Here is a 19,554-nt window from a genome sequence, read left to right as displayed (position 1 = left end):
GCCCGCCCTCTCCTACCAGAACAAGGTGCTGGCGGACACCATAAGGTTACCCCCGGGGCCTACCACTAGCTTTTCTGCCTGGGATTGAAAAAGCGCTACCGTCATAAACCCGATTGGTCGGTGATGCATCGAGATGCTCGATTGCTTAAACGCTTTGCCTTGCTCCCCACGCAGCCTTTGCCCGCTGCCGTGCTAGCATTACGGCCCACCGCACCTCCCCCTCACTTCGATTGATCGCGAGTCATGGCCGAACACGATTTCCGTTACACCCTGCTCAATCCCGGACACACCCTGACCGAATGCCGTGCCCTAGCGCCGGGCCGCTATCAGGTCACTGGCAATGGCGGCAATGTTCGCTCAGGCGATGTGCTGATCGTCACGCTCAAAGGCAGCCGCGAGCTTTCCCAACGTCTGACCGTCGATAAGGTTCGCCACCTAATCAACCCGCCAGGCCAGTGGATGGCCGTCGCAAACGGACCGGTGTTCAAAGAACTGGCGATCATCAATTGGCAAGTCGATTGCGATGGCTGCGGAAAACAACTGGATTTCGAGTTCGCGGTAGACGCCGCCAAGGGCGAAGCCGCCCGCGCCCCGGCGGCCGAAGCACGGATCGCCGAACTGGGCTGGAAGAACGACGCCGGCCGACACCTCTGCCCTGCCTGCCAGAGGGCACAGCCATGAGAACCCTCGTCCTGGCTGGTTTAGCTGTTTTGTCCGTTGCGGGTTGCTCGGTGGAACCACTGACGCTGCAGAACGACGTCACCTATATCGCCGAATGGATCGGCGATGACCCTGTAGTGGGCCGCAACCCGGTCTCGCTGACATTCAGCGAAGACCGCGCTTACGGCAACGCCGGTTGCAATCACTGGTTCGCCAGCTACCAGCTCGATGGGCAGACGCTGCGCTTCAGCGAGATCGGCAGCACTCGCAAAATGTGCGCTGAACACATCATGAAGCAGGAGCAGCATTTCCTCGAACTTCTCTCACAGATCGAACGTTGGGACGTCTCCAAGATCGATCAACTGCGCTTCTGGCCCACCGAAGGCGCGCCGCTGCGAGTTTGGCCGGAACAGAACTGAATTGCGCCATAGGTGTGCACGCCGGTTCGGGCGTGCCTCTAGAGCAAGCGCAAAGTCGGAGCCGTAGCCAGTACATCATCCCCGCTACTTGCCTCAGGAATCAGACGTACCGCTTAAGGCATCCTTACCAAGCCACAGATAAGCCCACTGAAACCCGCATAATCTCTGCAGCTCAGGGGGTACAGCGAAACCTTTACGCTGCACCTTGGGAGTCTTCTGCAGCAACCGCAGCGATAGTTGCCAGTATTGGCACGCCCTCTGCAACAACCCAGGTAACCAGTTTTGGGGACCCTGGTACAGGCAGGCCAGGGATTCCCTCTTTTACAGCCAGACAAAGGGCCGCTCGATGAGCGGCCCTTTCTTTTGCATGATGCGACGAGAAGCCTGGTCGGCTCAACGATAGACTTCGCGGCGGAAGATTAGCGGCCGAGAACCGGAATAGCCGCCGAACGTAGCTATAGCGCTTGGGTTGCTCGGGCCTGTGCCAAGCCAATCAAAATACAACCAATTGGGCACCTGGGGCTCGACCCGGACGCTACCAGCCTTCATGGCGCCAGGCTCACTCAGAATGATCTGACGCATCCCTTGTAGCGCATCACTCAGTGTCGCGGTCATGTCAGCAAGGTCGCTTTCGGTCAGCTTACCGCTCGGGCTGTCGAGCGTGATGTTATCGTCAACGGCAGCACAGAGATCATCCACGGGATCTGTGTTCGTCACGAATCCGCTGCCGCTCCACCTCTCCAGCGCCAGACGAAGGCGCAAGGGACTGAGCTCCGAACCCATTGCTCCCTCCAGCCTGTAGCGACCCAAGAGAATCTGCGTTCCGTCCATGATGAACATATGATCCTTTGCCAGGTAGCTCGTAGCGGCATCGGCGACGAACACGCGGTCGCTATCCATAAGCTGCGCTTTCTCAGTAAAAACCTCGATTTGAGCATCGAAGAGCTTGTCATTGCCGTCTGGCGTTGCACCGCGCAGATACTGAAGCAACAATGAAACAGGCATTTTCAAGGCCTTGGCACCATCACCTTCGGTCGTATCAGTCTCGCTGCCCCCCTCTGCCCCGGTAACCTTCAGCCTGACTGCAACGCAGCCGGCCTTGCTGCTTTCCAGACTGCAGTCAAGTTCTGCAGGCGAGTCGTTGGCGGGAATGCGCCGGTCGAGCGAGTCGAACCCGGTTGTGGAAAAGAAGACTGGGGACCAGGTTTTGGGGAATTTCCAGAAGGCACCTCGATCGTAGTTGCTGGTCGTTATCCCGTCGCGATTCTTACCGGTGATGGTCAAGCTCGGAAGCTCGGAAAACCTCATTGGCTGTTCCTGAAAGGTATAACCCGGGCTGCAACTAGGCTGGAGCTCGCCGGTTCCCTTCGCCTCCAGATAGGCGGGTGTAACTCGGCCTATATTTGCCGACGTTCCACCCGTCACTGTTTCTGCGTCCAGATACCCAGCCTTCTGGGGCGTCGCACTTATACGAAAAACGCCCACCTCGGAAAGCTTCACCTCCTGCACTACTTCTGCCTCTGAGCTTCTGTACCCTTCTGTTTCCGTCTGATGGTCATAGGTTCTGGCACCGCTTTTTGCTAGAGCAACCGTGCCTTCGACCCCATCAGCAGGCGCCACCAGTACCGCAGCCAAGCCGATGTTGCCATGACGAAAGTTAGGCGTGGTGTCATTACCACGGCATAGGTCGGGGTCGTCATCACTCTCCCAACCCACCGGCCGGAAGCGAACGGGAAAGCCATCGCCAGCCGCGACAAAAACATCACAGTTGGCGTCACCCAAGTCACAGCGTTGGTTTAGCGATGACTCCCAGGCAGTCGGCTCAACGCAAAAGCCGACCGGTTTCACCACGAACTGATCCGAGCCCCGCATATCCAACCCGCTGTCGCCAGTGGCAGAGCTTCCGCTGTATTGGATATTGAGCTCTAGTTTGCCGGCGTCGTTATAGCGGACCGAAATTGGCGCCTGTGCATTGCTATCAAATGTCAGCTTCAATGCCGTCGGCGCAGACTCCGCGGATGAGATCACGCTCTCGTTGACTTCGAGCGATCGGCCAGCGTTTGTGGAGGGCGTAACATAGCCAGTCCAGAGCTTCACGTCGCGCTCAACGTTCTGAAACGCCGGTACGCACTGCTGCGTAATATCGTCCTTACGCACCGCACTAACCAAGACATCAGTTGAAGGCTTGTTCGACAGTTGGGTCGGCACATCGAAGACGAAGCCCGAGTCTACGAACTGGAGCGAACAGCTGGTGCTGAATGGCGCCGTTCCAATCTTACAGAGCGTTTCGCTAAGCGGCTTGGTCGATGGATTGGAGCTTGCGATACCTAGTGTGCCGCTCCCCTTGGTCGTCCTGTGGAGTGAAAAGCTACCTGTGCCACCAGAAAAGGTTTGCGTATCGCTACTGCTTATTGCGCCGCCCGACGACAATACCGCTTTAGCAGTAACCGCCTCGGTATACAAGGTACAGGCCGAATCCAGGCATGCCTTTACGGACACCGGGACAGGCGAGCAGGTCAGCCCCGATGAAGGCGCAATGATCTCGAAATGGTCTATTTGTGTGCCAACCGGATCCATCCGGTTGGCACACACCTGAAGTTCATCCAGTTCGTGGTTGTTGACATAACTTCCTGTCGAACCGGTAAAGCTGAGCCAGAAATTTTCCGGCACCGAGGCCTGCGAACTATGTGCCTGGACGTCATACGCTGAGATGAGCGTTCTGTAGTTTCTCCCGTCACCTCGAGTGTCGCGCTCGACGGTAACAAGCGTCTTGCCTCTCTCACGCGAATCGATAGTGACCCGATACAGGTGTCCAGGACTCGCTCTGGTGGTCGAGCTGCCGTTGTCAATCTCACCCGCGCCGACCCCTGTCAGGTAGCGATATGGGAAGCTGCTGTTCTCTGAACCTCGAATGGCAATCGTGTCGCTACGCGAGCCAACTCCACCAATGCGCCCCTCGGATTCGTTGGAATAGTTCCCGAACTCGTCAAACCCGATGCCCAGCCAGCCGCCGGCAAAGCCGGAGATTCCAGTCTTCTGCGCATAGCCGAGGGAGCCTCCAAACGCCCCAGGCTGTGGCGTGACGCGGGCGTCGGATAGAATCAGCGCTATGCCATCAGCACCCCGTGTACCCTTGCTGGAGTAGCCATAATATTTGAACGTAACGGTGATCAGGTTATTCGCTGCCGGGAAGGTGCGCTGAATGGTTGCTCCGGTGGACACCTCTGGACTGTCATCGGTTAAGCGCAACCGGCCCTCAACGATGCGGGGCTCTCCAAAGTCGCCATTGCGGGAGGTGACGGCCCAATCGCTGCCGAGCACGCTGCGATCGAAATTATCGGGCTTATCCTTTATCAGGCAGGTTGGCGCGATCACACCATCGCATAGATCGTCGGGGTTAGTCGCTGAAGGGGTGCAAACGCCATAGACGTGGCTGCTCCCCGTTCCATAGATGGTGGAATTGTCCCAAGTGGCAGCGGTAACGTCGCCATAGACGAAGGAATCGTTGAGCAACTGTACTCTGTGAGTAGTAACCAAGTTACCTGTAACGGTGCTGCCATCGAGCACGACATTGTTCTGGCTGGTAGTTACGTTCCCGGTGACCTGCACTTGATTCAAAGTGATGGTGCAGCAATTGCTGCCGATGTTCCCCGTGACAGAACCACCGGTTAGCTTAACGAGGCCCGCAGTCACAGTGATATCGCCGCTAAAGGTTGTTTCGTTGGCGATCACCTTCCGAGCACTCACCTTGCCGCCTATGCTACTACGCGAGCCTAGCGTTACATCTCCACTGGCAGTCAGTGCGCCAGTGACAGCGGTTCCATTGCTAGTAGAGACGTCCTGCGCGGCATTAATAGTGCCCACAGTGCCGGCATCCAAAGAAACCGAACCGCCGGCACTCAGAGCACCGGCGATAACTGTTCCGGCTCCGGTCACGACTCCTGCCGCAGCATCGACACTGCCACCGACGCGCCCGCCGTCGAGGCTGACCGCACCATAATTGTTGCTCAGGTTTCCGTTGATCGTCGTGCCGTTGGCTGTCGTTACGCTGCCGCCGCCGATCAGGCTGGCCGCGAGGTTACCACCGGTAAAACTGGATGCCCCGCTCACAGTCACATTACCGGTAAAGCTGCCGCTGGTAGCGGTAAGGTCGTTAGTGATCCGTGTCGCGCCCGCGACGGAACTGTTGGTGAGCTCGGTGTTGCCGCTACTGGTCAGCGTACCTCTGATCGAGCTGTTGATCAGGGTAATCGCACCGCTTTGCGATTCGACCGAACCGTTGACGGTGGCATCCGTGAGCGAGATCGAACCGCTGGTGGCGATAACAGAGCCGTTAATGACGTTGGTGCCGGTCGCGGTCAACGGGCTATATCCGCTGTTCAGCGTAATATTCTTACCGCTAGTGCCGATAGTATTGCCTGACAGCACGAAGCCTTCATCCGCGATAACGGTGATATTGTTGAGATAGCGCGCATTAACTTGCAGCGTATCTCCAGCCTTTAGAACTACAGCCCCAGCACACCGAAACGTGCCAGAGTTATACGTCCAATCGATGTTTGAGCCGTTTCGGGTGCAGGGCGTGTTAGTCGTGTATTCCCCGAAGATCAGAAATCCGTCCCAATAAAACATATAGCTCGCTGCGTGCGCCCAACCAGGCAATAGCAAAGCGAGAGCCAAAACCCAGTAACGTGTCAAAGCAACATGATTAATATGCCTAACGCTAACGCTCAACCTTCGCCTCCAACTTTCGAAACGAATAATCTGGCCGCATAGAAGGCGAACCCGCGTTCTGTGCAACGGAGTTGATGGTGTATACATGCAAGTCATTGCCGTTCTCGCGTGCCGGATACATCACCGGCCGACAAGACACCACGACGCCAGTAAACTCTGAAAGCACGCCCTCAAGTACGAGACTAGCGCTACCCTGACAGACCCCGTCCTTCACAGCCTTGCGAATGCCCCATTCAAGTCCGGCCCGAGCCGCCTGGTAGGCACGGGCTTGCTGGATAGCCAGGCTCAGCGTTCCGCTGGTGCTGACCGAAAGCCGTGCCATGGCAACGACCGCCAGCGCGACGACGATCATCACGAACATAGCGGCGATCAGCGAAAAGCCTTTTTCATGGCGCATTGTCGACTTGCACCTGTTGCTGAAGGGTGATGGATTCGCCGTCTCGGGCCAGCGTCAAGCTCAACGTAACCAGCCCCGGACGTTGCGGATTACCCGGCTGGTAGGCAAAGCTGCAGGCGGTTACATGGGAAGCGACCGGAACAGAACCTACCGGGGCGACGCTAGGCACGGATGCCGAGAGTGTTTTTGTCGTATAGCGCAGCAACTGCCCGCCTTCGCTGGCGGGAGTGCAGCGATAGCCGACAACCTGATCGGCCAGGTAGAAGCGTCGCTGTGGCGACGCATAGGCAAAGGTGAAGTCGCCACCGGGTAAACTCAGGGAAATATGGGTTTCATTGTCAGAGCTCGTGGCACTGAAGGTCGTATCAGTTGGGGTGATTACGCCCGGATTGGCATATGCCCAGACGTTGCCCCCAGGTGTGGGAGCATGACCGCTCACCGCGCCGATATTATTGACGACGAGCCAGCGCGCACCCTCGACCTGTAAATCCGAATCGAGCACCTGAAAGCCGTCGCAACGCCCATTAGTCGTTTCGCAACCAGAGGGCTCGGTGGAAAAACGCAGGCCCCCGCCACCGGTCCGATTCGAGACATAGCGACCCGCTTGTAGAATATTCAGCGTTTCCAGCGTGTGCGCATCAGACTGACGAACCGAATTTGGCACCGCCAAGCGGATGTCTCTCGCCATCCGGTTCAGCGCGACAGCTGCCTGCTCAACCAGTTCGCTGCGACGACTCTGGGCAAAGAACGACTCAAGCGGGCGTTGGAGCACCGTAGTGATCATCACCAGCACAATGCCGGACAGCGCGATCACCATGACCAACTCCACCAAGGTAAAACCACGCACCGATCTCATGGGCATCGGTCCGTCCCGTCATTGTCCGTTTCACCGTAGCAGGTCCTGAAGCCCGACAGGCGCAAGTCATGCCCGGACGGGTCTGTGACAGTCACCTCGATACGCCGAGCCGGCACTCCATTCCACGAGGCCAAGCTGGCAACCGCGACGCGCACTTTGTACCCAGCCAACCCTGTGATGAGATTTCCCACCGCATCGCGAACGCCTATATCCTCCAATTCCGCGTAGTCACAGACGTCATCGAACCGTGCCCGGGGCAAACCGGCCGTTTTCTCGCAACTGCCAATGCTGAACGTGCCTGGATCTAGATAAGGCTGAATCAGGATTTCCTCCAGATAACCTTCGGCAATCGTCAGGCTCTGTTGGCGCAACATTGGATCGGCAGAGCGGCCGACGATTGAGGCCATTGCTGAGTAAAGTGCCGCCGCGGCGATGCCGATGATCACTATGCTGATCACCAGCTCGATAAGCGTTACGCCGCGCTGATGCTTCATTGCACCAGCCCGGTTTCGGCGGTCACGCTAAAGATGAACGCACCGATGGTGGCGCAACCGGCAGGAATTGATCCAGCCACCTGATCACATTGCAAATCAGCTGCCCGTTTGGGTCTGCCTAAAGAGTCAAAATAAAGCGGGAAGCCACGCTCCCCTACGCTGACTTCGTTTATGTTCATGCCTTCATAAACATCCCCGGCTAATGTCTTTATTTCGCAAACAATAGGGGGTTCATCGGCTGAGCAGAAATCAGGCGGCTCGGCTAGCGAGTCGCAGTTGCGTTCTTTTATCAAGTTATAACCGCGGTCATGGAGAGATACTTGAACGGCACACCCGCTGGCAATTGCAAACTTCTGCGCATAACGCACCGCCGCAATTGTTTCTTCAAAGAACAGGCGCTCGTCGTAAACCTTTCTGTCGAAAAAACGCGGTCCCACCGCAGCGGTTAGAATGCCCATAATCACGATGGACATGACTAGCTCGACGATGGTGAAACCGCGTTGGTATTTCATATGAAGCTCTTGTTCAAACACAAGCAAAGGCCAGCCATAACGTAGGGCGGATGAAACCCGCCGGGTGATAAGCCCGTGAGTTGCGCCTCCGGAGTGCTTACAACCGTTGTGCAAGCCGCCAGGATTCGGCGGGTTGCACCCGCCCTACATGGCTACCGGAACTTCCAACGAATGTCGGTTTTACGGTTTCGCTGCTCGACTGAGCCTGATATGCCGCTGAACTTAGTTGCAGTCCGAAGCGACGATGGAAATCTGTGGTGCGGCGGTATCTGTCGCCGCGACATAGGTCACGATACAAGTAGTATCGGAAGTAGCTCCTCGTGGCTTGTAAACAGCACCCGTGGTTCCAACTTGTTCAAAATCGGATGTCGTTCCGACTGACATGCCAGCAAGCACTGCGATATCTGCCGCGGCAGGGTACCCGTTAGCCATTGTGTAATCCGTGCCCTCCACGGAGACAACATCGGTACTACCATTCTTTGCCAACCAAGACGAATGGGCCATAGCTGACGCTGACTTCATCGAGCCGTAGGCCGCCTGCAATGTAGCCGCACGAGCATCACCCCCAAGGTCGACAAACTTCGGCAATGCAAACGCCGCCAGTATCCCAAGAATCACAATCACCATAATCAGCTCAATCATGGTGAAACCGCTTTGTTGTTTCTTCATTTCTATGCCCCCGAGGCAGTTGGTATTACGGTTTGAAAGTGGTGACTACAGTACCGAGTGCCGAGTCGTAGACGATCGTGTCGTTCTTGTCTTGGCTCTGGTAGGTGTAGGTGCAGGCCTGACCGGTGCCGCCGGCCAGTGTGGCAACGTAATTCGGCGCAGTTCCCGTAATGGTCGGCGCGGAACCTTGCAGCAGGTTGGTCCAGAGCGCCTGGCAATCGGCAATCGAGCCAAGCGTATTGCCGCCATCGATGCCAACCGGCCAGCCACTGGTGTTGACGTCGATGTTTCCGGAGCCAAAGCCCACAACGTTATCGTTCGACGTTATGCCCTTGCCCCGGTTAACTTCCCACTGTGCACGCGCGAGCATTACTGCGGACGCAAGCGCACCGCCGACGCCTCGCACCGAAGCCTCATGAGCATCATCTGCAACATCAATAAAACGCGGCAACGCAACTGCTGCGAGGATTCCGAGGATGGCTATTACCACCACCAACTCGATCATCGTGAAACCATTTTGCCTGTTCATTTCCTTTCCTCAGTTGGCGGTCAGTGGTGCCTTTCCGTGGCCGACCCATTTTGTTTATACCGACGTGCCTTCCGTGACACGTCAGTGATCTCCGGACTCTGTTCCGTTGGCGTTATCGCTTGTTCATATTCGACAAAGTGGCGTTTGGCGCACTGGCGGGAAGCCATAGCAAACTTCCCGCCACACCCGCGATCACCCCCTCCCCTGTGCCGCACTGCCCAGCTCCCACATCGGCAAAAACACACCGAGCGCCAGTACCAACACCATCACGCCCATGCAAACGATGAGAATCGGTTCGATGGCGTCCGCCAATTGCTTGAGGTCGTAGTCGACTTCCTGTTCGTAGAAATCGGCGACTTCGATAAAGAGGTCGTCCAGCGCTCCGGTTTCTTCGCCCACGGCCATCATCTGCAGCACCAAAGGGGTGAACAGGCCGGAGTTGTGAGCCGAGCGGGTCAGGGCTTCGCCGCGTTCGACGCTCTCGCGGATGCCGAGGATCGCCTGCCCGATATGCTGATTGCCGACGCTGGCGCTGTTGATCGAGAGCGTCTGCAGCAACGGCACACCGGCGCGGTACATCATCGCGAAGGTGCGGGTGAAACGCGCCAGAGCGATGCGTTCGAAGATGCCGCCGACAATGGGCAGGCGCAGTTTGATGCGGTCCCATTGGAGTCGTCCGGCATCGGTCTCGGTCCATTTGAAGAAGGCATAAAGCCCGCCCACGATGCCCAGCAGCAACAGCCACCAGTAGTCGCGCATGAAATTGGAGGTGCCGATCAGCACGCGGGTGGCCCACGGCAGCTGGGCGTGGAACTGGGCGAAGACCTTGGCGAACGCTGGGATCACCAGCAGATTGATCACTGCCAGCGCGACGCCCATGGCGACCATGACGAAGATGGGATAACGAGTCGCCTGCTTGATGCGCTTGCGGGTTTCGCGTTCCAGCTCGAGGTAGGCCGACAGCTGTTTAAAGGCCTGATCGAGCTGGCCAGTGTTTTCGCCGACGCTGACCATGCTGACGAACAGGTTGTTGAATACCTTGGGGTGGGCGTTCAGCGCCACGGCCATCGATTGGCCGCTTTCCAGACTGGCGCGCACGTCCTGCAGGATCTGTCTAAAGAACAGATTTCGGTTCGACTCAGCCAGACCGCCGATAGCGCGAATGATCGGCACACCGGCCTTGCTCAGGCTGTACATCTGGCGGCTGAAGATGATCAGCTCATCCAGATCGACGCGCTTGCGGCGCAGCTTTTCGCGCAGCATCGCCAACGCATCGCCACTGCCCGCCTGGCTCTCGCTGGCTTCAATGGTCAGCGGAGTGATCTGGCGTGAAAGCAATTCACCGGCGACGGAATCAGCGCTGGCGCCCTCGAGCGCCCCGCTGATCTTGGCGCCTTGGGCGTTGCGGCCGGTGTAACGAAAGGCAGGCATCAGGCGCGCCGTCCGTCAACGTGCCGTGCCGAAAGCGTGATGCCAACCAAAGCCGGCGAGCCGACCGAGTGTCCGTAGGCGCGAGCGCGCGCGCGAAGGTTGTGCGCCGCTGAACATCCCGGATTCGCCAGCAAGCTGGCTCCTACAAAAACCGCGGAATCCGCCTGGATATCAACATGAATCAAAGCCGAACGTTGGAATTGGTTAATCCGAAGCCCCTCCACATTCTGGGGAGTGGCCGTGCGCTGGTGAGATATAGCGCTATCCACGCGGTTGTAGGAGCGAGCTTGCTCGCGAAAGCGGTGCTCCGCCGAGCATCCCGGGTTCGCCAGCAAGCTGGCTCCTACAAGAGCAGTGCGGCGTGGGCTGGGCACGGCGATCACGCGGTCACCTCGTCATCCGCCAGGGTGGCGCACACTTTGAGCACTTCATCGACGCTGGTAATGCCGGCGATGGCGTAGTCCAGGGCGCATTCGGCCAGTGGCCGATAGTGCGGCTGTTGACGGGCAGCTTCGGCAAAACCTTGCGGATCACCACGGCGCAGCGCCGCAATCATCGGCTCGTCGAGCTCGAGCAGTTCGTAGACGCCGACCCGTCCGCTGTATCCACTGTTGTGGCACTGGTGGCAACCGCTACCACGGCGGAAGCGCTTGTCCGCCAGCGAGCCGCCATGCAGCGTCTCCAACCAGGCCAGCTGGCGCGGATCGGGCTGATGGTCTTCCCGGCAGTTTTCACAGACGCGCCGTATCAGGCGCTGTGCGAGGACGGCGTTGAGTGCTGTGGCGACGAGAAAAGGTTCCACACCCATGTCGATCAGACGCATGGCTGAGGTCAGCGCGTCGTTGGTGTGCAACGTGGACAGGACCAAGTGCCCCGTGAGCGCGGCGCGCAGGCCGATCTCCGCGGTTTCCTGGTCCCGGATTTCACCCACCAAGACGATGTCCGGGTCCTGGCGGAGTGCGGCGCGCAGCACGCGCGCAAAGGTCAATTCGATCTTGGCGTTGACTTGGACCTGGTTGACCCGCGGCAAACGATATTCGACCGGGTCTTCTACCGTGATGATCTTCTTTTCCGGGCTGTTCAGCTCCGACAGGCCGGCATACAGGGTGGTGGTCTTACCCGAACCGGTCGGGCCGGTGACAAGCACCATGCCATGTGGCCTTTGCAACAAGCGGCGGAAGCGGTCGAGCATGGCCGGTGGCATACCGGTCCCTTCGAGCTTGAACATCGCCCCGCTCTGGTCGAGCAGACGCATCACCACGGATTCGCCGAACTGCACGGGCATGGTCGAGACGCGCACGTCGAGGTTGCGGTTCTTAACCCGGATATTGAAGCGACCGTCCTGTGGCAGGCGTTTTTCAGAGATATCCAGACCGGACATGATCTTCAGCCGCATGACGAGCGCCGACGCGACGCGATGCTCCTTCATCACCTGCTCGTTGAGCACACCATCGATACGTTGACGAATCCGCACCACACCTTCATCAGGCTCGATGTGAATGTCGGACGCTTTCATCTGCACGGCATCTTCGAATAGCGTTTGCAGCAGACGCACCACTGGCGCATCGCTGTTGCTGTCCGCGCCGAGGCGGGACAGGTCGAAATCACTGTCTTGCAGCTCACCTTCCAGCTCACCGGCCAGCGACGCGATTTCGCTGGTGCGCCGATAAAGCTGATCGAGCGCACCCAGGAGTTCGCTCTCGCGAACCACCGCGGGGAACACCCGCTTGCCAAGCAAGCGCTCCATTTCGTCCTGCGCGAACAGGTCGAGTGGATCCGTCATGCCGACCAGCAAACCGTCCGCCTGGCGCGACAGCACGATGACGCGGAACCGCCGCGCCACCGCCTCGGGGAGGCTCTGCGTCAATTGATTGTCAAACTTGTAATGCTTGAGCTCTACGAAGGGAATCTTCAGCTGTTCAGACAACGCACGAAGCAGGCGACCTTCATCGATAAACCCAAGGTCAAGGACGGTGCGCCCGAGCTTCGAGCCGGTACGCTTCTGGTCCTGAAGCGCGAGCTGCAACTGGGATTCGTTGATCAGCCCCGCCTGGACGAGCAGGTCGCCGAGACGAATCTTGCGCTGGCGAATGTCCTGAGTCATGGCGTTCCTCCCAGGGAACCGGCGCGTTCGATAGCGAACTGGCGTGCGCTTTCATCCAATCCCTGGCCTTGCAAGGCCAGCCGATAATGCCGACCGGCCTGTACCGGCTGATCGAGTTGTTCCAGCGCGATAGCAAGCCCCAGCTGCCAGGCACCCTGATTGGGTTGTAGCGCGACGAGCTGTCGGTAGGTCGCGGCGCTGGCGGACCAGTCACCGACCTGCTGATAGAGCGCCGCAAGCACGGCGTGATAGCCCGCGTTGCGCTGCAGCTCGGGTGCGTGCTGCTGGAGCGTTGCGACCGCTGCGGCTTGGTCACCTGCCTGTAGCTGGCCACGTGCGAGCAACTCACGCAGCTCCGTATCGAACGGACGCGCGTGTAGCTGGGCCGGCAGCCAGCTCAAGAGCGCAGGGGCATCCCCCGCAGCGAGATAAGCACGGGCCAGCCAGCGGCTGACCTCCGGATTGGTTGGCTGAGCCTGATGCAGCGTCTGCAACTGCTGTATGGCCTGCAGATGATCGCCACGGACGAGAGACTGCCGAGCGCTGGCAAGGGCACCGGGTTGATGGGCGCCGATGCTGAGCCTTTTTGGCCCCGTCGGCACAGGACGTTCAGCGACACTGACCGGGTTCGTCTGCACTGGCGCCGCTGGGGTCGCTTCTGCACGGGCAGGCGCTGAAACTTGTTCAGCAGGCGGAGCCTCGCGTGTCACCCACTCCGGCAGCTGTGCCGCCTCCATTTGAGCGGATTCGGCTACCGGCATGGCCACGGATTCTTCCTCAGTCTCCTCCGCGCCGCTCAGGGAGACCTCCAGCCACAGCTGCGCACGGTCGCCCATCGATTCCAGCCGATCGGCAACGTTCAACCGATCACCGAAACCAACCAGCAGAACGTTGGTGTCGCGGCCCTGCGGCTCCACCCGCCAGGATAGGGTCTGCCCTTCTTTCTCGATACGTCCCGTGCGTGCCTCACCTGAAAACGCGACATCTTTCAGCTGCAGGCTGACCGAGCCGGCGGTATCGATTCGCTGATAGCTCACAGACCGATCGAGCAATAACTGCAGCACGAAACGCCGACCATCGTTTTGCGGCAGTACGTCGAGCAGCCGCGTTTGGTCGAACACCTCGGCGGTGGGCAATGCCTGCTCAACCGGCTCTGGCGGAACCACTGCCGGTTCAACTCCGGCCCGCAGGCGATCGAAAAGCAACACCAGCGCAATGGCGACCAGCACGGTTGCCGCGATAATCAGCAGTCCACGGCGCAGACGCTCGGAGCGCTCACGCCGAACCGCACCGGCTTCGTCAACCGCATGGATGCTACCCAGTTGTTGCCGCTCGGCTGGTGCAGCGCGGCGCGCTTCCAGGTCTCTGAGCATGCCGTTGACCAGACTCACGGCAGCACCTCCGCGAGTTGCACCAACCATGGCCAGGCACCCACGACCAGTGCCAGCGACAGGCCGACGCCGGTCAGGGTCCAGCCGAAGCGCTGGGAAGGGTTTCGCCAGAAAGCTCGGGCGCCTTCGGTGTCATCCAGCGCGCGGCGGACATGACGAGCCAGGACCTGGCGCGCACCTTCACCGAAGGCAACCATCAGGCACTTGTTCGCCAGGATATTGAGCAACCTTGGAATGCCGCCGCTGCCGCGTACCAGTAAACGTACCGCCGCCGTCTGGAATAACGGTTCGCCGCGATAGCCCGCCACAGCCAGCCGTTCTTGCAAGTAACGGGTGGCATCACTGACATCCAGCGGCCGCAAACGATAGGAAAAGGTGATGCGCTGACGCAGCTGACGGAAGTCCTCACGCGCCAGCGTTGCGTCCAGCTCAGGCTGCCCAAACAGCACCACCTGCAGCAGCTTGTTGTGTTCGGTTTCCAGGTTGGTCAACAACCGCAGAGCTTCCAGCGTAGCGGTCGGCAGCGCCTGCGCCTCGTCGATCAGCAGGACCGTACTCTTGCCCTGTCCCGCCAGCTCGATTAACCGCGCATGAAGCGCCGTGAGCAAGCCGTGATTGTCGAGATCGCCCACGTTAGCGACGTGCAGCTCCTGGGCCAGCGCCTGGCGCAGAGCCATTGGCGTGAGCGTCGGATTGGGCAGCCAGGCAACCTGATACTGTTCGGCGTCCAGCTCGTTCAGCAGCGCGCGGCAGAGCAATGTCTTACCCGTGCCCACCTCGCCAGTCACCTTGATAAAGCCCTCTCCCTCGCTCAGCGCCACGCGCAGAAGATTGAGGCAGGCCTGATAAGGCGCCAGCTGGACCAAAAAGCCAGTGTTCGGGGTAAGCGCGAACGGCTTTTCACGCAGGCCGAAAAAAGCTTCGTACATGCCGGTCGTTACCTTGTCGACCGGAAGGATTCGGCGGACTTGCGCAAATCATCCAGCCAGACCTGGTCGTCCACGACCTGTGGGCGCATGAGAATGACCAGTTCGGTCTGCTGAAAGGCTTTGCGCTGCTGTTGGAACAGCGTGCCAACCACCGGCAACTTCGATGCCCAGGGAATGTTGGCATCGGTGTTGGTGTTGCGGTTTTCCAGCAGGCCGCCGATCACAACCACCTGACCGCTGCGAGCCCGCACGATGGAGTCGGACTGACGTGTTGTCGAGAGTGCGAGAGGCAGGTTGAAGACGTTATCCGAGCCTCCTAGCTGGATGCTTTTGTTCTGGTCCTGTACGCGGCTCACGGTGGGCCGCACGTGCAGCGTGACCTGGCCGTTCTCGTCGATCTGCGGCGTCACATCGAGCGAGATACCGGAGAAAAATGGCGTCAGGGTGATGTCCAGATCCGGTGCGGTGGTGCCGCCCACGAGCGAAGTGGTAGTGGTCGACACGTCCGTCACGAAGAATTCATCGGTTCCGACCTTGATGACCGCCTTCTGGTTGTTAAGGGTCGAGATTCGCGGACTGGACAGCACGCGGACTTCGCCCTGGGTTTCAAGCAGCTGCAGCACTCCGGTGAAATCGCCAACCTGCACGGCAGCGCTGAACACCCCGCCGACGTTATTCGGCCCGCTCAAGGCATCCCCTTGCACGCCAAGGCTGAAATCGGCGTTGCCCATGCTACCGAGCTGCGCCCAGTTGATGCCGGACTGGAAGCCGTCAGACAGGTTCACTTCGAGGATCTTGGTTTCGAGGATGACCTGACGTTGCAGGTTGCGCTGCGCCTGTACGAGGAAGCGTTCCACCGCCTGCTGGTCCGCGCTGGATGCACGCACCACAAGCAACCCGCTTTGCGGATTGACGACGACCTGATTGCCCTCCTCGCCGCCGATCATCATTTCGATAACGGCACGCACTTCGCTCCAGAAATCCACATTGCTGGTGGTCAACAACTGGCTGGCATTGACTGTCGATGAGGTGCTGCTGGTAGTGGTACCGGCTGCGCCGACGCCGGTGCTATCGCTGCTGGTTACCTGCCCCGAGCTCACGCGTGTGTCGGTCATGCCCTGGCGCTGGACGTTGAGGTAGTCCAAATCATAGGTGCGGGTGATCGCCTGGTTCGGCTCGATCTGATAGCCATAAGCGGTGCGGCGGTAATCGTAGCCATAGCTATCGCGAACGGCCGCCAGGGTTTCGTCCAGGGTGACGTTGCGCAGGCTGAAGGTCACGTTACCGGTCACGCCGGGATGCACCAGCAGGTTCTCGCCGGCACTGTCCATCAAACTCAGGAAGAACTCGCGGGCGGGCATGTCACTGACGGCCACATCAAAACGTGGCCCCGTGGCGAGGCGGTTGTCTCTCATCGTCAACGGTGGAATCAGACCCGCTTGAACCGACGCGGGTGGCGCCACCTTTCGCTGGCTCTGCTCAAGGCTTTCCTCGAAAAGGCGATTGCTCTGCTCGTACAGGCGTTTGTCGCCGTCTTCAAAGGTTTGGCAGGCGGAAAGCAGGCAGAACAGGCTCAACACGCCGAAGCGAGACATCAGGGTCGGCATCATGGCTGGGTACGGCTCGATTGAATGATGGGGGCGCTCAGGCGCAGTTCATGCTGCTGGCCTTGGCGATCGATGACGACGGCGTGCGGGTGGATCGCCAGGATGCGGGCATCGCCAACGCGATCACCGACGGTTAGCGTTCGCCCATCGATCACGGCGCTGACGCGAGTTCCGACACGCATAATGGCTTGCAAACGCAATATTGACGCCGCTTCGGCTGGCGCCGCGGCAGCCGTCAGTCGCCCTGCGGGTGGCTGGGTGGGGTCGAGCGCGAACGCAGGCGCGACGGCCGCCAGCGACGCCAGGCCCAAAAGCGTGATGGCTGACTTAAACACCGACCCACCCCGCGTCGCGACTCAAGGTATGCAGATCGAGGACGACCCGCGCTCGGCTGGTACCTCCCTCGTCCACTTCATAATTCAAGCTGTCCCAATGCAAACGCCAGCCGCTGGCCTGAATCGCGTAGAGGTAGGTGAGCAGATCGAAGTATCCGCCTTCCAGCGTCAGGCGCAGGCCGTGGCGATAGAACACCACGGGTGGCGCCTTCTCTTTCGGCTCGGCCACGGCGGCGGCAGGCAGGGCGAGCGGAGCTGACGAGCTTTCCAGTGCCACCAGCTTGAGCTTCGCCTGATTGCGCAACAGATCCTGCAATAAGGCCTTCATCCTCGCTGGAGATACCAGCGTGCTGGTTTCCACGTCGATGCGTTGCAACAGCATTTGATGACTGGCCTGGGCTGTCGCCAATGCCTGTCGGTAGCTCAGATTTGGATCAGCGGCGAGCTTGGCCTGGATTTCCAGCAAGCCGTTTTCTGCCGTGACCTGACGGGCATTGGCCTCTTTCTGTCGGTTTTGTTCTGCTGCAATCCGCACGCTCAATGGCTCGGCAACCAGGAGCACGTAGAGCATGATCAGCAGCGCCAGACCCACACCGAACGTCAGCCATTGCTCGCGTGGCGCGAGGTTCTGCCAATACTGCGCGAACTTATTCATCGCCCGGCTCCACTGCCTGTGAGGACAACCGGAAACGCAACAGATCCTGCTCATCTCGCTGAAGGTCAAAATGGGCGAAGTCTCGGCCACTGAACGCTGTGCTCTGACCGAGGCTTTGTAGATAAAGCGGCAGGAGTTCCTGGTCCTGGGTCAGGCCCTGAAGCGCCAGATCGTCGCCACCGGCGTGCAGGCGAATCTGCGTCAGCCAGAGCCCTTGAGGCGGATGACGATCAGCCAATCCTTGTAACAGCGCGGCAAAACCACTGCTGCGCTGAGCATCCAGGGCTTTCAGGTGATCGGCCAATTGTTGCAATTCACGGTTCTCGGCCTCGCGCTCGGCCAGCTGCAGAGGGAGCCGCGGATCAAGCGTCGGTTCACGAAAGCCCGCCTTGACCACCTCGAGCTTGGTCTCGACCTGTGCAGCCTGTTGTTCAGCTTGCAGCGTTACGCCACTGGCTGCGTGCAGCTGCCAGCCCTGCCACGCGCCATGGACGCTCAGCGCAGCGATAACAAGCACCGCGCCCAGCCGCATCTGACGTGGCCGAGGCCCGCCGCCATGGCGGCGTTCACGTTGATATAGATTGATGTTCTGCATCAGCTCGCATCCTGACGCAGGGCAGCGCCGACCGCGCCAATGCAGAAGGCCTGACTCGACTCGGGAAGATCGCTCGCCGACTGGCCCGGAAACAGGTCACGCAGGTCCAGTCGCTGCAGATTGACGGCAAGCCCGGCGGCAAGTGCCTGATGGGTTCGCTCACCATCCTGCTTCATGGGTAGCAGCAGTAAGCGACTGATATAGCCTTTGCCCAACTGGCTTTCGTAGTAATCCAGCGAACGCTGGATTTCCAGCATCATGCTGGACAGATCCTGGTCGGCCCGCGCCAACCCGTGTTCCATACGCCGCGCCATATAGAGATCGGCACTGTTCTGGACGGTGATGAGACCTTCACTGGTACGCAGGCGCAGCAGCGCGAGGTTCATTGCATCCGCCCCCGCCAGCAGACCGAGGTTGCGCAACGCCATTTCGGTAATGTCGATACTCGCCAGGCTCAGCCCGGCGTGCCCTACCAATGCGTGAACGCCGTTCATTCGGGATTTGTTCAGCACGGCGCAATACACCATGCGCGTGCGGCCGCGGTAGGCATCCTCGGGGAGCGCAAAACAATCGACGACCACGTCTTCCAAAGGCTCGCTGATCAGATCTTTAACGCGCCAACGCATCGCGTCGCGCAGTTCGTCGCCGGGGACGTCCGGCGCCTCCAGCAGAAAAAACTGATAGGCGGAGGGATGCAGCACGACGTTGACCGATGTGCCATTCAGGCCATGCTCGGCGACGATCTGCTTGAGCAGGTCGGCTTGGGTTTCAGGTGTGCCTTCCAGATAGACGCAACGGCGCAACTGCGGCGCCTGACCAGGGGCGCGCTGGACGTGCGCGAGCGCGATGCCGTGCGGCCCCGGCTCGAGGCCTAGCAGACCGCCGGCGGCAGTGTTGCGGCGTTTGAAAAACAAACCCATCGGGAACAGCACTCCTGAACGACCTGGTGACCTACAGACATGTAAAAAACCGATGCCAGTACCATCATGCTGGCACCGATATCAATTAGCCACCAACTCCTGCCGCGACTGTAGCAAAGTGCGGCCGCGAGTCCAAATACTGTCGCTCGCTTAGCTCATATCGGGTAACTGTCAAAAACCCGTGCACGGTGGGTTATCGGCCGGTTCGTCAACGCGCGTTAAACCGCTCGTCGGCCGTCTGTCAGGATGTGAACGTATGAAGAAACGCGAGACGCCTGTTATCTGGCGGCGTTGATGTCGATTGGACCTTGAGCAATGGG

Annotated in this window: 18 protein-coding genes; 2 read left to right on the top strand and 16 right to left on the bottom strand. The window is 59.4% G+C overall.

The window, feature by feature from the left end; translation table 11 throughout:
* Positions 1–243: 243 nt before the first annotated feature.
* Both K4O48_RS07410 and K4O48_RS07405 read left to right on the top strand, forming a co-directional pair.
* On the top strand, positions 244–681 hold the full coding sequence (locus K4O48_RS07410; protein ID WP_222911389.1) for a hypothetical protein: 438 nt from the start codon (positions 244–246) through the stop codon (positions 679–681).
* A complete protein-coding gene (locus tag K4O48_RS07405) occupies positions 678–1,079 on the top strand; it encodes an META domain-containing protein (RefSeq protein WP_222911388.1) in 402 nt (133 codons plus the stop codon). Before K4O48_RS07410 ends, K4O48_RS07405 begins: the two co-directional genes overlap by 4 nt.
* Positions 1,080–1,472: 393 nt before the next feature.
* Here K4O48_RS07405 and K4O48_RS07400 read toward each other — a convergent pair whose 3' ends face one another.
* The 16 genes from K4O48_RS07400 to K4O48_RS07325 form a co-directional block, all read right to left on the bottom strand.
* Positions 1,473–5,708: a DUF6701 domain-containing protein gene (locus tag K4O48_RS07400; protein WP_260523708.1), complete on the bottom strand. Its 4,236-nt coding sequence runs from the start codon at positions 5,706–5,708 to the stop codon at positions 1,473–1,475.
* Between the two features lie 91 nt (positions 5,709–5,799).
* Positions 5,800–6,207, bottom strand: a complete 408-nt coding sequence (locus K4O48_RS07395; protein ID WP_222911387.1) for a hypothetical protein — start codon at positions 6,205–6,207, stop codon at positions 5,800–5,802.
* Positions 6,197–7,063, bottom strand: coding sequence for a PilW family protein (locus K4O48_RS07390; protein WP_222911386.1), 867 nt, complete (start codon positions 7,061–7,063; stop codon positions 6,197–6,199). The genes K4O48_RS07395 and K4O48_RS07390 overlap by 11 nt, the downstream gene beginning before the upstream one ends.
* On the bottom strand, positions 7,060–7,557 hold the full coding sequence (locus K4O48_RS07385; RefSeq protein WP_222911385.1) for a prepilin-type N-terminal cleavage/methylation domain-containing protein: 498 nt from the start codon (positions 7,555–7,557) through the stop codon (positions 7,060–7,062). The genes K4O48_RS07390 and K4O48_RS07385 overlap by 4 nt, the downstream gene beginning before the upstream one ends.
* Positions 7,554–8,069 carry a Tfp pilus assembly protein FimT/FimU gene (locus K4O48_RS07380; protein WP_222911384.1) on the bottom strand — a complete coding sequence of 172 codons (516 nt, stop codon included), beginning with the start codon at positions 8,067–8,069 and terminating at the stop codon, positions 7,554–7,556. The genes K4O48_RS07385 and K4O48_RS07380 overlap by 4 nt, the downstream gene beginning before the upstream one ends.
* A gap of 222 nt (positions 8,070–8,291) precedes the next feature.
* The gene (locus K4O48_RS20585; RefSeq protein WP_064482018.1) at positions 8,292–8,738 is read right to left on the bottom strand and encodes a type II secretion system protein; all 447 of its coding nucleotides are present in this window, start codon (positions 8,736–8,738) and stop codon (positions 8,292–8,294) included.
* Between the two features lie 25 nt (positions 8,739–8,763).
* Positions 8,764–9,267 carry a type II secretion system protein gene (locus tag K4O48_RS20580; protein WP_222911383.1) on the bottom strand — a complete coding sequence of 168 codons (504 nt, stop codon included), beginning with the start codon at positions 9,265–9,267 and terminating at the stop codon, positions 8,764–8,766.
* Between the two features lie 192 nt (positions 9,268–9,459).
* Positions 9,460–10,698, bottom strand: coding sequence for a type II secretion system F family protein (locus K4O48_RS07365; RefSeq protein WP_222911382.1), 1,239 nt, complete (start codon positions 10,696–10,698; stop codon positions 9,460–9,462).
* Positions 10,699–11,077: 379 nt separating this feature from the next.
* Positions 11,078–12,802, bottom strand: coding sequence for a GspE/PulE family protein (locus K4O48_RS07360; protein ID WP_222911381.1), 1,725 nt, complete (start codon positions 12,800–12,802; stop codon positions 11,078–11,080).
* Positions 12,799–14,193 (bottom strand): tetratricopeptide repeat protein, encoded by a 1,395-nt coding sequence (locus tag K4O48_RS07355; protein ID WP_222911380.1) that lies wholly within the window; start codon positions 14,191–14,193, stop codon positions 12,799–12,801. The genes K4O48_RS07360 and K4O48_RS07355 overlap by 4 nt, the downstream gene beginning before the upstream one ends.
* Positions 14,190–15,122 carry an ExeA family protein gene (locus K4O48_RS07350; protein WP_222911379.1) on the bottom strand — a complete coding sequence of 311 codons (933 nt, stop codon included), beginning with the start codon at positions 15,120–15,122 and terminating at the stop codon, positions 14,190–14,192. The genes K4O48_RS07355 and K4O48_RS07350 overlap by 4 nt, the downstream gene beginning before the upstream one ends.
* Positions 15,123–15,130: 8 nt before the next feature.
* On the bottom strand, positions 15,131–16,732 hold the full coding sequence (mshL, locus tag K4O48_RS07345; RefSeq protein WP_222911378.1) for a pilus (MSHA type) biogenesis protein MshL: 1,602 nt from the start codon (positions 16,730–16,732) through the stop codon (positions 15,131–15,133).
* The gene (locus K4O48_RS07340) at positions 16,729–17,064 is read right to left on the bottom strand and encodes a Type II secretory pathway component (RefSeq protein ID WP_260523707.1); all 336 of its coding nucleotides are present in this window, start codon (positions 17,062–17,064) and stop codon (positions 16,729–16,731) included. Before K4O48_RS07340 ends, mshL begins: the two co-directional genes overlap by 4 nt.
* Positions 17,057–17,719, bottom strand: coding sequence for a type II secretion system protein GspM (gene gspM, locus K4O48_RS07335; RefSeq protein WP_222911377.1), 663 nt, complete (start codon positions 17,717–17,719; stop codon positions 17,057–17,059). The genes K4O48_RS07340 and gspM overlap by 8 nt, the downstream gene beginning before the upstream one ends.
* Positions 17,712–18,314 (bottom strand): PilN domain-containing protein, encoded by a 603-nt coding sequence (locus K4O48_RS07330; RefSeq protein WP_222911376.1) that lies wholly within the window; start codon positions 18,312–18,314, stop codon positions 17,712–17,714. The genes gspM and K4O48_RS07330 overlap by 8 nt, the downstream gene beginning before the upstream one ends.
* Entirely contained in the window at positions 18,314–19,234 is a 921-nt protein-coding gene (locus K4O48_RS07325; protein WP_222911375.1) for an MSHA biogenesis protein MshI, read from the bottom strand. The genes K4O48_RS07330 and K4O48_RS07325 overlap by 1 nt, the downstream gene beginning before the upstream one ends.
* Positions 19,235–19,554 lie beyond the last annotated feature (320 nt).

The organism is Pseudomonas sp. DNDY-54, from assembly GCF_019880365.1.
GTDB lineage: Bacteria > Pseudomonadota > Gammaproteobacteria > Pseudomonadales > Pseudomonadaceae > Stutzerimonas > Stutzerimonas stutzeri_P.
This window is presented reverse-complemented; position numbering and strand designations above follow the sequence as displayed.

Coding starts and splice junctions, on each gene's coding strand:
- K4O48_RS07410 (WP_222911389.1), top strand. CDS start 244: ATGGCCGAACACGATTTCCGTTACACCCTGCTCAATCCCGGACACACC.
- K4O48_RS07405 (WP_222911388.1), top strand. CDS start 678: ATGAGAACCCTCGTCCTGGCTGGTTTAGCTGTTTTGTCCGTTGCGGGT.
- K4O48_RS07400 (WP_260523708.1), bottom strand. CDS start 5,708: ATGTTTTATTGGGACGGATTTCTGATCTTCGGGGAATACACGACTAAC.
- K4O48_RS07395 (WP_222911387.1), bottom strand. CDS start 6,207: ATGCGCCATGAAAAAGGCTTTTCGCTGATCGCCGCTATGTTCGTGATG.
- K4O48_RS07390 (WP_222911386.1), bottom strand. CDS start 7,063: ATGAGATCGGTGCGTGGTTTTACCTTGGTGGAGTTGGTCATGGTGATC.
- K4O48_RS07385 (WP_222911385.1), bottom strand. CDS start 7,557: ATGAAGCATCAGCGCGGCGTAACGCTTATCGAGCTGGTGATCAGCATA.
- K4O48_RS07380 (WP_222911384.1), bottom strand. CDS start 8,069: ATGAAATACCAACGCGGTTTCACCATCGTCGAGCTAGTCATGTCCATC.
- K4O48_RS20585 (WP_064482018.1), bottom strand. CDS start 8,738: ATGAAGAAACAACAAAGCGGTTTCACCATGATTGAGCTGATTATGGTG.
- K4O48_RS20580 (WP_222911383.1), bottom strand. CDS start 9,267: ATGAACAGGCAAAATGGTTTCACGATGATCGAGTTGGTGGTGGTAATA.
- K4O48_RS07365 (WP_222911382.1), bottom strand. CDS start 10,698: ATGCCTGCCTTTCGTTACACCGGCCGCAACGCCCAAGGCGCCAAGATC.
- K4O48_RS07360 (WP_222911381.1), bottom strand. CDS start 12,802: ATGACTCAGGACATTCGCCAGCGCAAGATTCGTCTCGGCGACCTGCTC.
- K4O48_RS07350 (WP_222911379.1), bottom strand. CDS start 15,122: ATGTACGAAGCTTTTTTCGGCCTGCGTGAAAAGCCGTTCGCGCTTACC.
- mshL (WP_222911378.1), bottom strand. CDS start 16,732: ATGATGCCGACCCTGATGTCTCGCTTCGGCGTGTTGAGCCTGTTCTGC.
- gspM (WP_222911377.1), bottom strand. CDS start 17,719: ATGAATAAGTTCGCGCAGTATTGGCAGAACCTCGCGCCACGCGAGCAA.
- K4O48_RS07330 (WP_222911376.1), bottom strand. CDS start 18,314: ATGCAGAACATCAATCTATATCAACGTGAACGCCGCCATGGCGGCGGG.
- K4O48_RS07325 (WP_222911375.1), bottom strand. CDS start 19,234: ATGGGTTTGTTTTTCAAACGCCGCAACACTGCCGCCGGCGGTCTGCTA.